Source organism: Enterococcus sp. 7E2_DIV0204, assembly GCF_002140855.1.
Classification (GTDB): domain Bacteria; phylum Bacillota; class Bacilli; order Lactobacillales; family Enterococcaceae; genus Enterococcus_L; species Enterococcus_L lemimoniae.
In genome coordinates, this window is sequence record NZ_NGKY01000001.1 from 980,618 (window position 1) to 995,327 (window position 14,710).

17 protein-coding genes are annotated in these 14,710 nt (G+C 32.8%); 1 reads left to right on the forward strand and 16 read right to left on the reverse strand.

What is annotated here, in order from left to right; translation table 11 throughout:
* The 13 genes from A5819_RS19485 to A5819_RS04730 form a co-directional block, all read right to left on the reverse strand.
* On the reverse strand, positions 1-557 hold a 557-nt coding region (locus tag A5819_RS19485), incomplete at its 3' end, for a hypothetical protein (protein ID WP_217809026.1).
* A gap of 557 nt (positions 558-1,114) precedes the next feature.
* On the reverse strand, positions 1,115-2,740 hold the full coding sequence (locus A5819_RS04675) for a recombinase family protein (RefSeq protein ID WP_254907298.1): 1,626 nt from the start codon (positions 2,738-2,740) through the stop codon (positions 1,115-1,117).
* A 12-nt stretch (positions 2,741-2,752) separates the two neighbouring features.
* The gene (locus A5819_RS04680; RefSeq protein WP_086277193.1) at positions 2,753-4,126 is read right to left on the reverse strand and encodes a recombinase family protein; all 1,374 of its coding nucleotides are present in this window, start codon (positions 4,124-4,126) and stop codon (positions 2,753-2,755) included.
* A 245-nt stretch (positions 4,127-4,371) separates the two neighbouring features.
* Positions 4,372-4,860: a recombinase family protein gene (locus A5819_RS04685; RefSeq protein WP_086277195.1), complete on the reverse strand. Its 489-nt coding sequence runs from the start codon at positions 4,858-4,860 to the stop codon at positions 4,372-4,374.
* Positions 4,861-5,104: 244 nt separating this feature from the next.
* The gene (locus A5819_RS19180) at positions 5,105-5,278 is read right to left on the reverse strand and encodes a hypothetical protein (protein ID WP_176271359.1); all 174 of its coding nucleotides are present in this window, start codon (positions 5,276-5,278) and stop codon (positions 5,105-5,107) included.
* A gap of 235 nt (positions 5,279-5,513) precedes the next feature.
* Positions 5,514-6,155 carry a hypothetical protein gene (locus A5819_RS04690; RefSeq protein WP_086277198.1) on the reverse strand — a complete coding sequence of 214 codons (642 nt, stop codon included), beginning with the start codon at positions 6,153-6,155 and terminating at the stop codon, positions 5,514-5,516.
* Positions 6,156-6,206: 51 nt separating this feature from the next.
* Entirely contained in the window at positions 6,207-7,052 is an 846-nt protein-coding gene (locus A5819_RS04695) for a replication initiation factor domain-containing protein (RefSeq protein ID WP_086277200.1), read from the reverse strand.
* A 1,448-nt stretch (positions 7,053-8,500) separates the two neighbouring features.
* Positions 8,501-8,935: a hypothetical protein gene (locus tag A5819_RS04705; protein WP_086277203.1), complete on the reverse strand. Its 435-nt coding sequence runs from the start codon at positions 8,933-8,935 to the stop codon at positions 8,501-8,503.
* Positions 8,936-8,949: 14 nt separating this feature from the next.
* The gene (locus A5819_RS04710) at positions 8,950-9,258 is read right to left on the reverse strand and encodes a hypothetical protein (protein ID WP_086277205.1); all 309 of its coding nucleotides are present in this window, start codon (positions 9,256-9,258) and stop codon (positions 8,950-8,952) included.
* Positions 9,255-9,548, reverse strand: coding sequence for a Mor transcription activator family protein (locus tag A5819_RS04715; RefSeq protein WP_086277207.1), 294 nt, complete (start codon positions 9,546-9,548; stop codon positions 9,255-9,257). Before A5819_RS04715 ends, A5819_RS04710 begins: the two co-directional genes overlap by 4 nt.
* A 163-nt stretch (positions 9,549-9,711) precedes the next feature.
* The gene (locus A5819_RS04720) at positions 9,712-10,272 is read right to left on the reverse strand and encodes a DUF1643 domain-containing protein (protein ID WP_086277209.1); all 561 of its coding nucleotides are present in this window, start codon (positions 10,270-10,272) and stop codon (positions 9,712-9,714) included.
* A gap of 159 nt (positions 10,273-10,431) precedes the next feature.
* Positions 10,432-10,743 carry a hypothetical protein gene (locus tag A5819_RS04725; RefSeq protein WP_086277211.1) on the reverse strand — a complete coding sequence of 104 codons (312 nt, stop codon included), beginning with the start codon at positions 10,741-10,743 and terminating at the stop codon, positions 10,432-10,434.
* Positions 10,744-11,119: 376 nt separating this feature from the next.
* A complete protein-coding gene (locus tag A5819_RS04730; RefSeq protein ID WP_086277213.1) occupies positions 11,120-11,440 on the reverse strand; it encodes a DUF960 family protein in 321 nt (106 codons plus the stop codon).
* 171 nt (positions 11,441-11,611) lie between these two features.
* Here A5819_RS04730 and A5819_RS04735 point away from each other — a divergent pair, with 171 nt between their 5' ends.
* Positions 11,612-12,358 carry a hypothetical protein gene (locus tag A5819_RS04735; protein WP_086277215.1) on the forward strand — a complete coding sequence of 249 codons (747 nt, stop codon included), beginning with the start codon at positions 11,612-11,614 and terminating at the stop codon, positions 12,356-12,358.
* Between the two features lie 12 nt (positions 12,359-12,370).
* On the opposite strand, the gene A5819_RS04740 is transcribed toward A5819_RS04735, so the two are convergent.
* The 3 genes from A5819_RS04740 to rlmH form a co-directional block, all read right to left on the reverse strand.
* Positions 12,371-12,865: a hypothetical protein gene (locus A5819_RS04740; RefSeq protein ID WP_086277217.1), complete on the reverse strand. Its 495-nt coding sequence runs from the start codon at positions 12,863-12,865 to the stop codon at positions 12,371-12,373.
* A 56-nt stretch (positions 12,866-12,921) separates the two neighbouring features.
* Entirely contained in the window at positions 12,922-14,055 is a 1,134-nt protein-coding gene (locus A5819_RS04745; RefSeq protein ID WP_086277219.1) for an SAP domain-containing protein, read from the reverse strand.
* A gap of 116 nt (positions 14,056-14,171) precedes the next feature.
* Positions 14,172-14,651 carry a 23S rRNA (pseudouridine(1915)-N(3))-methyltransferase RlmH gene (gene rlmH / locus A5819_RS04750; protein ID WP_086277221.1) on the reverse strand — a complete coding sequence of 160 codons (480 nt, stop codon included), beginning with the start codon at positions 14,649-14,651 and terminating at the stop codon, positions 14,172-14,174.
* Between the last annotated feature and the right edge of the window lie 59 nt (positions 14,652-14,710).

Genomic DNA, 14,710 nt, shown 5'->3' on the forward strand with positions numbered 1-14,710 from the left:
ATCATATACTGTTCAGTAAAAAATTGTGTCTTTGCAAAATTATTATCATTTAAAATATCATTTAAATATTGATAACTCCACGACAAAGTATTTAAGATATCTCCATTTGAATTATGAATGTATTCTTTAAAATAATCGAATAATTCACTAAACAGAGTCATATCAATAGTTTTATTAGACTCACCTTTCATCCAATTGTAAACATACTTGGCCACGTATTCCTTATTAGATATCTTACTTTCTGAAAAAGCCTCTTCAATTATGTTTGCATGTAATGTTACAATCACAGTCAAACGAAATTCAGATGGATCCATTTGAGCTCCAAACTTTATATAGCTCTTTTTTAGAAGTTGTTTTAACATCCTTCTATTTTTAATGGTTCTTTCGTAGAAATCATATGATTTAGTATTCGTTGGCTTTATAGCATTTTGTGGAATAAGCCATACCCCACTCTTTTTCTTTGCTCCATTTACTCTACCTGTTGATGCTAAAACCTGAACACGTCTACTCGACATATTCCAAAGCTTTGCAATTTCACTTGTTGATAAGTATTCCATACTACCTCCATTGTTCCGAAATACGAATAGAATCATCCTGTTTCCTCATCATTATAGCATCTTCCACTAAAAAAATGTAGTATATCAAGAATTTTTTATACCTACTGATAGACAAAACTTTGTTTTTCATTCCATTAATCGCCTATTAACCCATAAAGTTCGTATAAAAACTGATTTATTTGTTTATAAATCTTTCTACAAAGAAAATATACGCCATTTAGTACTTAAAAATTTAAAATCTTTAATACTTACTCAAAAACAGCAATATCTTTGTTACGCACCTCCATAACGCTAACCCTAGCTACTTAAAATAGTTAGGGTTTCGTTACGGCTCTCATCACGTTAATGGGATAGAGTGATTTTAATAAGAATCCCCTATAAATGACTTTTGTCTAATTCTTACTTAAAACGACCTTTTTCAGCGAAAAATACACAAGCAGCTATTATCTCCCAAATAAATATTATATCCTCCGAAAAAGCTCCTTTTGCCTCATTTTTAACTGTATTTAAACCATCAACGTAAATTTTGTTTTCAACACAAAAGAAGTCGCATCCGTTTATTCGGATACGACTTCTTTGTAGTGTTCATTTAGTTGGTCAATCACTAATTGGTCAAACTTCATATAAATCTTGATGTCTTCTTTATTTAGTTTATCGAAGGTAATCTTATCGATAAAAGTTCGGTAAATTTTTTTAACTTCATTCTTTTTTCTATTAGTGAGAAGCGCATCCAAGCCATTTACTATTGATTGAACATTCTTGATTGTCACTTGTTCTCCTTTATGCTGAAGAATAGCTAAAATTTCATTTTCTCGCATTTGGTACTCTTTACGCTTAGTAGATAAATCCTCTAACCGATCTTTTACGGACTCAAACAATTCTGGGCTATCCTCTATAGCGTCATATAATTTGATCAATTTTCTATTGATTTCTTCATTCCTAACAGATATAATAGCCAACTCTTGTTCTAAAGGTTGAATTTGATCTACCAACTCTTTATTCAATTGTACAACTAAGTCTCTCAAGATTGTATGATTTTGAACGATCTCCTTTAATCGGGCTGCTATAAACGCTTCTGCCTTATCTGCTCGAATGGAATTTGCATGACAAACACTGGCACCTTTGTTACGGAATGCTGAGCAAGAATAATATCGAAGGCGCTTTTTAATACCTCCTTTTAAAGTATTTGTCACATTACTTGCAGCCATCGGTGCACCACACTCTGGACATCGCAATAAACCAGTTAACAAGTTTTCTCCAGACTGATTCCATTGTGGTTGTCTAGTTTCTAATGAAATTCTTTCTTGAACAGCTTGATAAGTTTCTTCATCAATAATTGGTTCATAACTTCCTTTGACAAGAATTGGATTTGGATTTTTTCCTTTACGTCTTTTTGTACTCCAATTTAGATACTTACCGTATTCAAGATATCCAGCATAAAATTTATTATGGAGAATATCTTTGACAGCTACAGTGGAAAAACTATTTCCCTTAACTGTTTTATATTCTTGACGGTTCAAATAATTGGCAATTGCACGATAACCTTCTCCGATCATATATTTAGAGTAAATTAATTGGACAATTTTAGCCTCATCGGGTTCAATTATAGGCTGTTTCTCCCCATATTCATCTTCTCCACTTATATATCCCAGACGTCGTCCCCCTGCATATCTTTTTTCATCTCTAACTAGGCTTAACATCGTCATTTGGACATTCTCACTAATTTGGTTCCATTCGAATTCACCAAAACTACTTAAAAACTGTAGCATCATTTTTCCTATTGGAGTAGTCATGTCAAACTGTTCTGAAATTGAGTAGAGGCTAATATCATAGAGTATCAATTCTTCGGCTATCTGAAGGACATCTAACGCGGTCCGACCTAACCTTGATAATTTCCAAATAATAATAACATCAAATTTATTTTTACTTACATCTTCCATCATCCGTTGGTATGCAAATCTATTCTTAATTGTTTTCCCACTTTTCCCCTCATCTGCGTATACCTCTATTACATCATATCCTTTTCTCGCAGCTTCTTCCCTCCCCATTTTTTCCTGCGCTGGAATACTATGTCCTTCTTCTGCTTGCTCCTGTGTACTAACACGAATATACAAAACTGCTCGCTTCCTAGTATTTTTAGATAAAACATTTTTATGCGATAAAGTATTTTCTAAATCATTTATTTCCACAATTTATTACACTACCTTTCTAATGATATTTTCGCCTATTGAAATAAGATAAATTCCTTGTATTTCTTTATCCGGATTAACCTCAATAGAAGCTACCTCCTCTAAAATAATTTGTTGAATTGGCACTTCCTTTAATAACAATAACTCTTGAAGTTTTGCTTCATAGTTATTTATTATATCTGATTGTGCCTTACTAGGTGATTTCTCTAGTATCCCCAGTTCCTTCTTCATTTCTTCAATAGTCAATTCTCCCTTTTCAAATTGCTCAATAATTGCAGTTTTATTTCTATGCACTATTCTTTTTTCCATTTGTCTTGTTTTTTTCATTTGATTAATTTTTTGCTTCACTTCTGCTAATACCTTTGTAAAAATCCCCTTCTGTTGAAGAAAGTTTCGTAAATTATCAATGACTACATTTTCTATTTGCTCTGCATTAATAAATATTCCTTTGCATTCACGATTAGCACAATGGTAATAATAATGGCGCTTGGTTTTAGTATTATTGTTTTGAAATTTAGGACTTAATCGTCTTTGACAGTATGGGCAAACGATTTTTTTTCGAAGAGGGTATTCTCTTTTGTCCGTTTTCTTTACATGTCTGCTTTGTCTGATTGCCTGTGCCTGATCAAACATGTTCTTGTCAATAATAGGATCAAAATCACCTTGATATCCTCCGAAGGTCCCTCCTTTAATCCATCCATAATACAATGAATTGTTCAAAATACTTTGAATGTGATGTGTTTTAAAATGTTGATCTTTAAAATAATATCCTTCATCCAGCAAAGCCAGTGTTAACTTTTTATACCCAAACTCCCCTGAACAATATAATTCAAACAATCGTTTTACTGCTTTTGATTCAGTTGGCTCTTGAATTACTTTCCCGTTAACTAAACGATACCCAAAGGGTACTGAAGAAGAAATATACTTGTTTTGACTACGTTTATAGGCTAATCCATTCCGAACGTTTTCAATAGTTGTTTCACGTTGCATAGAAGCATTGATAAAAAGCAACTGAATAAACATCTTTTTAGCCGCTAAATTATTAGCTGTAGAAGGTAGAGGTTCTGCAATAGAAATGATTTCTACATTATGATTTTGACAAAGTTCAACAAATTCAAGTGCTACTCGTGTATCTCTTGATAGTCGATCATATCGCCAAACGTACAAGATGCCTGCTGAATCAGAACTGGCAATCGCCAATTTCAACTGTTGAAAAGCTTCTCGATTCTCATTTCCACCAGATAATCCTTTATCACTATATCGTTGTGGTTCAATTCCATAATCTTCCAATGCTCGCTTACAAGTTCGGGTCCATTGAGCCTCATTAGATAGCTTTTTCTCATCAAAAACAGATGTACGATCATAACTATATATTCGCAAAATAATCCTCCTATAATTAAACAGAGCGAAAGGATATGGAACTCTCTCGCTCTGTTTCTTTCAGTTCATCTTCATACTTTGATTGATATCTTACTGAGCATCATTGGGTACTACTTTGTATACATCCCAATCAGATGTTCGATCGTAGCTTAGAAGTCTCATGCTCTCTCTTCCTTTTAAGTAGGTGCAAAGAATTGATCCCTTCACCTATTTTTTTTGGTTATGAACAACAAACTTTTAATGAGCTACAATTCATTTCTACTCGAAGAATTACAGTCTAAATACATTGCAATTGCCAGAGAAGCATTCATTACTAAGCAAAGTCTTTCAATTCGTTCCATGTGTTTTCTTTCGTTAATGTATTCAGAAGAAAAAACTTTTGTCCCTTGATCCTTAACTGATTTAATTCCAATACCGTTCTTTTCTACTTCTTTATAAAAATGAAATATTTCATTTATGTTATAATCCACTCTAGTAATTGAGTATAGGATGATGTCATCAAAAGCATTATGTTGCATATCACGAATTAAACTTTGGAAAGAAGCCTTCTTTTGTCCTGTTAAGTCAATGTAGATATTCACTAATTCATAGTTAAGAAGCTTTGCTACTTTAATACATTCTTCTTTTTCCTCTTCAAAACTTTCTGAGTTAAAATAGTTAAATGAGCCATAGAAGTAAATTACAGCTCTCTTCTGTGTTTCCTTTTCAGTTTCCTTAACCTTTTTATTTAGCATAATTATTTTCCTTTCATATCTTCATTTTATTGGTGAAAGGGGTTAATCCCCATCACCAATTTTAGTTGCTTGATTATTCTCCATACCTGGATCATGATGAAACAAATATGGAAGTAACCCCTTGGCAATTGTCTTTGTAAACGAACTACTAGCTTTCATGTTATTCCTCTCCTTTCTCACATTTATTTCAATTTCCATACCTTCTGCTTATGACCATTACTTGTGATTCGCCCACCATAATTAGTCAAAATCCCTTTTTTTTTAATTGCTGGAGTGCCCCAGCAATACTACTCTTTTTAATACCAATCAAATCAGCCTGAGCATAAATCTGTTCTGTTGTGAACGGATGCTCTCCATACGTTTCATAAATAAATTTATAAACTTTATCAATTCCCGTCATGGTCAATCTTCCTTTCATTATTTTTATTTCCATAACCGTCGTTCAGACGGCTATGGAAATTATCTTCTAAAACTCAAGATTATCATCGTTGATTGGTTCATTATCTAGTGTGGTTCCTATAAAGAAGTCTGAATGTTATAACGCCCCTCTGACGCTATCTTTTTTTATTCCAATTTTGTCTACTTGTGCATGGATCTGCTTCGTAATAAATGAGCATCGGCCATACATGTAATAGAAAAATTGATACACTCTTTCAATTCCAGTCATCGCTATCATCTTCTTCCTGTCCATCATGTAGCCAACGCCTAATTTCAAGCCTTTTTAAAAAAAAGTGTGGTTGCATATCTCTGCAACTATATGCAATCGTTCCGTGAACGAAAACTTGTAGATTGCGAATTGCTTGGCAAAATAAAGGAAATAAATGTGCTCTTTTTCCTGAAGAAACAAGCACTATTTGTTCTTCAATGAAATGCTCTTCACTGCTAATTAAGCATCTAGATAAATATTTTAGTGTATCAGAAACACATGATTTATTTTCTTGGATACTTTCTATCAATTCTAAAAAAGAGCTGTCAGAACTAACATTCACCTCAATCGGGTAGTTAATAATATAATCGAATGAGGATCCAGGGGAGATATCAGAAATTTCTATTGTTAAGATGAGTAATTGCACACTTTCACCTAGAAGATTAGTAGTTTCCTCAATGCGAGCATGTTTTACAACTCCATGTCCTCCAAAAGCATTGGGTCCATACCCACCGTAAATATCTTCGAGTGAATCTTTGTTATCTTTGTGAAATATATCTTTAATAAAGTTACAATACTCTGATGAAGAAGTCCCCTCCTGTACAAGAGACTCCCAGTTTTCAGCATCATAATTGTGTTCGTTATACATACTTAATTCCTCCTGTATTTTTGTATTCTACTAATTTACTTAACATTGTTCTTAGCCAAGTCCATGTAATCGCTGTTGCCTAATATAGGATAAATACGTCTGATACCAATTAGCTAACGGTCGCCGTCTTAATTCAGAGCGCTTGTGATAACTTGATAGGAATTGGATATTTGTTTCTAATACTTCAGCCACAAACAGCACGAAATCTTTAGATTGATCTAGCATCGCATCAACAAACTTTTTAGCCCAGCTATTTCGAAACCTGATTTCTGTCCGAAACCACTCCGTCTCACTTTTCATCTCAAGTTTTTTATCATAAATTACTACAGATAAATCACTAGTCCGTTTACCAAAATAGAAACTTTCTCCTGTTACTGCTGTTGTTTTAATACGAAATTCATGAATGATTCGCCCTGTTTGGAACCTAGATGTGACTAATTGTCGCTTAATATAGTCTAGGGCACGAGCAGGAGTTAACGCTTCTTTAGAAAAACTATCGATAGCGATATCTATTCGCTTAATGTTGACTTGTTCTAAAGAAATCGTACCGCCTATTTCAGAAACTTGCTTAAAAAAGGAAAACCAGCTATGTTCTACTTGTTGTTCCAAAAAACGACATCCACACGCTCGAATTTCTACCAAGACAACAGCTTTATTTCCCTTATTTTCATAATGTACAAAGATTTTTCCATTCGTATACATTTTCTGAAAACCATGCATATGGCTATCTAGCAGTTCAAAATTGTCCAGCAAATAGTAGAAAAAATAATTAGCAATACTTGGCATGTCTGCTTGAACAAATGAAAGAATAATATAATCAATTAATACGTTCTGTGTTGCCCTGATACTACTAGTATTACTTATAGGTTTCAGGGGTCCAAAATCTTCATTTTCCATTGCTATATCAGCCTTTCTGGACACTTCATTTCTTAATGATAAAATGAGTTTTACCTTTTTTATGTTTCAAGTAAATTTTCCAATTTTTGAGTATTCAGTTGTCAAAGAACATCTTTGTGAAGCCATTAATTAGGCTTCACACGAATAAATACTTGCAAAGTGACCTCCCCCTTTTCATTTGATGACTCCATCATAACTGAGGCTCTGCAAAGAAATTTTGTAAGACTTACACTTAATTACCGTTGTGCACTTCTACATAAGTACATAAAAAAAATATTGACATTTACAACTTTATGATTAAAATATAATTAGAAAATGCTAATTTCATTGAAAGTGAGGTATCATCTTGCATATTCCATCTAAAAAAAGGCTGGAAAGCGATAATACATACACGCTTGACGATTTGCTAAAAATAGTCAATTTAGAACTTTTACGAGCTCCAAGAAAAAAAGTAACCAGAGAACATTGGAAAACGTCAGCAATCCAACTAATGATTGCTGGGAAAAATTTTATTGATACATTTGAAGATAAAGACCCTTTTTTTTCACAATATTGCCATCAAGATTTCCTGCTTTATTTTAATGATATCGATTCTAACTCTCTTAATTCTGAACTAACTCCCAAACAACTCGAAAATATGTTTACTAGGTTAGAGTTGACTTATTTTGATTCACTTATTTTTATAATACTAATTCACTGTAATAAGCTAAAATCCCAATTGTACTCGCAACTTGTGTAATCCTTATGTAACGAAAGACCAACTACTGATGATAGTTTTTCAAAAAGAAAGAACGTATGGATCAATAAACTTAATAGATTTCTTCAAAGTATTGAATTTCAAGAATATTTAGATCTAAAAAATGAAGATAATCAGTCAATTATTTATACTATTCAGAATTTTTTCTACGTGTTAACCACTCCTGAATTAGCGTCTCACAGAGAACAACAATTCAAGAACATTAAGAACATGATAAAAACAATGGATATTTTGAAAGATCAGTTAGATATGTGGAAAAAAACTTTAAATTTCTATTTAAAAAAGAATGAAAACATTTTTTTGTTGGGTACAATGATGAAAATAGAAAAGAATGGATCACTGCTTCCAACTTGTTTTATGACGTTTTGAACGATTATTACAATGAAAAACTCAAGAATTTCATTCATGATTTTGATACAGATATCAGTGACTTTAAATAGATATACCCATGTTTACAAAAAGAAAAATCACGTAAAAAACATCCTTCTTCAGGACCTGTTTCTTACGTGATTATTTGAGTTTGTCAACTAAAGGTGTATAATTTTTCTAACCATGATGTCTTTCAACGCTTTATTTATGCTCTCCATTAATTCAGGCTGGTAGACATTCAAAATGGATTTAGCCATTTTTACGGAATCAAGTTTTTTTAACATAGGTCTCACTTTTTCAATACGGTTATTCCTATAAATTACTACCTTTGCCAAGGTAATATTTCTCTTTTCATCCGCATAATATCACGATCATCAAGTTCTAATTGAGCAAGTAAAACTAACTCTGGTTCAAACTCGTCTTGATTACCAAGTATTTTTTCTAATTCTTCAAGTGATAATTCTTGGAGTGGCTTTTTATACTCCTCCACTGCCTCTTTTCCATATTGCTCAATCAATTGATCGTACGCATCAATTCGTCGCTCAATTTCAGCAGTACCAGCTTCAAAATATTCATTTTTCGTATTAGGCCTGTTAATTACTTGGATAATTTCGTCGCTGCTCAATTGTGACATCATGGCCTGAGCTTCTGTTCTTTCTACTTGTTCTTTTTTTTCCTGCTCATTTTGTTGTGCATTCAACAATTCATTTGCTACTTCTTTTGCTGCTGCTTTCATAAAATCGCCAAATAGTCCCATTCAGATTCTCTCCTTTAATCAATTTTTTGCCATTGATGTTGATAACCGCCGCTACAAGAAGTCTTTTCGGTTTCTTTAGGATTAAACATCGTGCGAATTGTTCGTCCACAATTTTTACAGCGGTAAGATCTCATCCATCCCTGTGAACTTTTGCCAGATTTAGCCCCATTTCCATAAGCCCACTTTACTAAAGCCAAAAGTGCAATCCCAATAACTACAGCAACATTCTTTCCAGATACATTAATATTGGGATTTGTCTTTGCCCATTGGTAAAGTTTATACCCACCAAAACCAATTCCTACTATTAGAACTAATTGCATCATAAATTAACACACTCCTTCATTGCCTCATTTACTACTCCCTGAATCCACCTTGTAGAGAATCCATACTGATCTGTTAGCTGCCGAATATCAATTTCTAAATTCTGTTGATACATTTCTTTAATCTTTTTAGCTACTCGATCTTTGTCATACAGTTTCATGGGATAGGAAATTTGTTGCCCTTTAAACATATAATGGAATTTTGCCAATAAATCTGGACTAAGCTTTTCTTCTTGTAGAAAATCAGCCACACTTTGATAAGAAACGGCTAAACAATCCAAATCGATTCCCATCTATTCACACCTCCAACATCTTCTTAATAATTCAAAGCTATCACAACTATGTTGCCTTTGATAATTACAGTTGCACGTAAAATCGCAAGAGCTTTATCGTGAGAAAAAGTAAGATAAACTGATTCCTTTTTTTGGTATCACCTTTCTTTTTAGGGTGATTAGACTACTCTTTTTTGTCAAACAATGTATCCATATCGCTTAATATCCACTTTTTCCTCACCCTTACATTTAAAGGATGTGCTGGTAAATCATCTGAATCTACTAGTATTTTGACTAGTTTTTTCTGCTTCGTCGTTAACAGTTCATAATAGCTTTTGGCTTGGTCCCTTGCCAAGTGGTTATTCACAATGATTGAACCACATGCAAAGATAATCTGTTTGATACGTTTCTCAGCTAATACTGTTTGAAAAACCTCCTGACTGTTTTCATCATTTCCATTTTTGAATGTCACGATATTTTTTGCTTCAATAGAGGAAAAAAGATTCACTGCAATAAAACCCGTGAATCCTAATTGTCGAACATGCTTTTCAATTAGAAGCATGGTCAGATCTTCTGTAATTGGCTTTATACTGGTAGGCCTTATCGTTATCACTACAGCCATTGGCCCCGATTTGTCTTCATTAGCTCCTTCATACCACTGCTTTCGAAAAACATATCTGTGCTTTCCACTGCCATCATCAGACCAAGTTTCTGTCAATGCGGTTACCACTTGTTTCTTTATCATGTTTTTCCTCCTTTTTACGCGTTCATTTGTATTTCAATCACGCAACAATAATGGTCGTAATAATGGTACAAATTAATTTTAGCCACTTCATATTACTGTTCCTCCTCTTCTAATGCTTCAATAATCTGATTTAGGCATTCAACAATCAATTGCCAAAACTCAATCATCTTCATTCGCCGTTTCCCTTATACTGGACCATAGAAGTTTTCCATTTTTTAGTAACCCACTAACATATTTATGCTGATTCTTTCCATCCGTAATAAAATAAACCACATATTCTGTAGCTTCTGAATCTTGATAAATATAGGTATGAGTTAGTACTACTTTGGGTAAAGTTTGTTGATATCCTTCTGGCATCATATCCTTGTCTAACTCAGAGCATTCCAATAAGGCAGACTCATAGCCCCAATCGTTTTCACAGGTGTTGATTTTAACTATACCTTTTAATAACTTAATCGCTCCTTTTAACATTCAATCCCTCCAATTTTCGCAAATTTTTATTCTACTTCTTGCTTCTTTCTGCACTTTTACAATAAAACCATAGCGATTTGATAAAATAATTTTGCAGTTTATTTCACATTTTCGAACAACTAACCATTTCATCCATCAATTTTTCTAGTTTTATAAGTCGCTGTTCGTATTCTTCACAGAATGACAAATAGACCTTTGAATAGGCATAATACTCTTTTATAATCACTTTTTTATTGACAGGAACCGATTGATTTGAAAAATAGCGGTGAATGGTGAGTAAATATGGCTCCCATGATTGCAGCTATTCCAACTCATCTCTAAAATCAAGAATCTTTTGATATATTGAATTGATTTTTCATTTCCTCTCCTTTTCTCGTTAATATTCTTCCGGCAATAACATCGTTTGGTTAAATGAGTCATCAATGATCCAAAGCTTATCGATTTGAAATTCTACCAATGTTTCCGTGATTTTAATTTCATGGTAATTGATGAAAAATGGTTGTTCCTGCCGATGAACGATCTCAATTGATTGGCGGTGATTATCTACGTTGAATTCAAGAATCTGCAAATAATCCATCGTCACCTCTACTTCGTTTACTTTTTTGTCGATAAGCTGCCAGCAATACATTTGAATCTCTTTTGGTATCTGTTCTTTCACTCCTTTCGTAACATAGCGATTCCGTTTAGTTTTAAACATTTCCTCACTCCTTTAGACACAAAAATAGACCAATCACCGATTATGATGATTGGCCTTCACAGATATAATATATGCTTAATGTTAGACAATATTCATTTATACAGATAAAAAAGATTGATATACTACTATTGATATAAACAATAAATATAACTTTCTAGGAGATAACCATTTATGAAAAAAGAAGGACTATGTGCTTTATGTCAACAACACTCTAAACTTACCTTTGAACATATCCCACCTAAAGCAACTGGAAATCGTTTTCCAATAAAATTTCATTCTTTGGAAGAAATAATCAAAGGTCGGGATGATGAAAAAATACGCTACACTTCTTCACAAAAAGGTTTAGGTGAACATTCATTATGTGAAAAATGCAATAATTCAACTGGTAGCTGGTATGGCGAAGACTATTCCAATTTTTCAAATTCTATTGCTTATATGTTACAAAAAGAAAATATCCCATCTAGAACTACAAACATTTCGTTTAGTATTGAATTCACACCTATCCTTGTTATGAAACAGATAATTTCATTTTTTTGTTCAATGAACTCATTTGATTTTATCGACCAAAGCTTAAGAAGATTCGTTTTAGACAAAGATGCTATAGATTTTCCCGATAATTACTTACTGGCTTCTTATGTAAACAATGGAGATACTGCAAAAATTAGCCGTGATTTCCACTTTCTCATACAAAGTGAAACTCACATCATAAAAACACCTTTATCCGAAATTTGTTTCTATCCTTTAGGATTTGTTTTATTTAAAAAACCTTTTTTCAAGGGGCTAGATCACTTATATTGCAACATAACAGATTTTAATATGCTGACTGAAAAAAATATTTACAAACTTAAAATGCCCGTACTTCAAAGTACAGGTGATGTACCTTTTTCTTATAGTAACTTTAACTGGGATTTCAAATAGGAATTTCATTTTTTACAGCTTGAAATGTGTGTGAACAATTCCATAGATATATTCTATTCCAGCTAGTTTAGCAATAAACGTTCGATGTGAGCCATCACTGTCAACAAAATATCTATCTATATCTGGATAATACTCAAAATGAATATTATCGTTATTCAAAGGTTTCTTTGTAGTCTCAATAAAATGTTCTTTCCCGTGTTTACAAAGTAAAACTATCTGCTGATCCGCCCGTTTCAAGTTTATATTTTTTTCAGTCGAGTAAAAATTCCTGTTTATTTCTCTATCTAAATTTATCATGTATTCTTTATATCCTTGATAAAAAGTACTCATCCTTGAAAATCTGTTTATTCCAATGATTTTCTTTGTCTCTACTCTCTTTACATTAGTAGAGTAATATTCCTCTTCAGTTATTTCATATCCTGAAGGAGTTTTTTTATTAAACATTATCCTTAATTTAACAGGATTTACCATTTCTTTAAATGGCTCCATATAATTAATAACTTCCATGACTCTCCCTCGTTGAGCATTTATTAAATTTCATACTTTGTTTCAAATAGGAATTCCTATTCCATTAATCTGGAATCAATTATTATTTTCATTTTTTTTAATAATTCAAAGTCAATCTCATCTATTAAAGATAGAATTAACTTCTCTTTATGCTCTGCATCTCTACTAATCATATCCAATATATAATTTAGATCCTCTTCTTCATTGTCTGCACCTTCCCTAAAATCAGTGGATTCTGCATTAAGCTCATGTCCGTATTTCTCACTAATTCTTATTGCTACATTCGTAGTTAATGTGGAAAAATTTTCATATTCGTTATGCAATGCAGAAAATACGATTTCTGAAAAAGTATTATGCGAAATCAAAGTAGAATCCTTAATTGAAAATTCATAGCTATATTTTATGATGCTTTTCAAGCTATCATTGCTAATATTTAAACTTTTGAAAATATCTACTACACGTGTAGCTTGAAGCTCAGCTAAGCATCCCTTAAAATTGTAGTTCCCACTTTTTTTACATCTCTCTATCTGAGAATTGATATCTTCTGCTAATTTTCTAATTCCATAATGGAATGCTTTTTCTAAATTATTTTCTATCTTATATACTCGTGCCACAATACCACTTTCTGTTGACTCGTAGTGCTCAATTATTATTTCTGAAGGGTTTACATCCCAATGTTTCATAAAATAATATTCATCAAATTTAAGTTTACTAGTATCCCAACTAAAAATAAACTCTTTATTTTCTGATATCCATATAACATTTTTATATTTTTCTAAAACCTCTAAACCAAGTTCTGTAAGAATAAAACATTTTTTATCTATGACTCTACAAATATCAGCATCGGTGGAATTTTTCTCTACTCTTTCAATTAGTTCGCTTTTTTTCCCCGATAATGGTCTGTATATATTTTTTAGGATGTCTTTGAGCTCAGCGACAGTTAAATGATTCAGTATCTCTTTAGGTAAATTTTCCCTTATCAAGTTCTTTATCTTTAGTTTTGAAATAACTTTCAAGAAATTAATATTGTTTTGCTCTGCCTCATATGAATGTGACCATCCTGAAAATGTTTTAAAAGGTTCATTAACATATGTTGCTCTTTTATTCAACATACTTAATACTAAAATATCCCCAACATAGTATTCATCATCTGCCTTTAGTATTTTAGGCGGATTAAATTCTACCATCATAACGCACTCCTTTTCACATATTTATTCCGCATCCCTGTCAACACCCGTATCATCCCATCCTGCATTTCCACACATAAAAGCCCGTTAAATCAATGTTCTCTTCTCAAAAGACCTCATCATTTATGATAAGGCTCCCCCCGCATAATCCGAAATCCACGATAAATCTGCTCAACCAAAACCAGCCGCATCAACTGATGTGGATAAGTCAGCTTTCCAAATGACATCTGTTGCTGACTTCTTTTCAACACCTGATCACTTAATCCCAGCGAACCACCAATCACAAACGCTAATTGGCTCTTACCGTTGATCCCAAGTTGCACGATCTCTTTGGAAAATTCTTCACTGCTAAACTGTTTCCCATTGATAGCTAAAACAAAAACATAATCTTGATCATTGATTTTCGCTAAGATTCGTTCGCCCTCCTTCCCCTTGACCTGCAGCATCTCTGCTTCACTTAAATTCTCTGGTGCTTTTTCATCTGCTACTTCAATGATTTCTACTTTTGCATAACTTTGCAGTCGTTTTAAATACTCGTTTATTCCTTGAACCAGATATTTTTCTTTTAACTTACCCACAGTAATAATTTTTATTTTCAACAGATTCACGTCTCTTTCGATTTAATTCTTTCACTTGTTAACAATTTTATCATGAATGT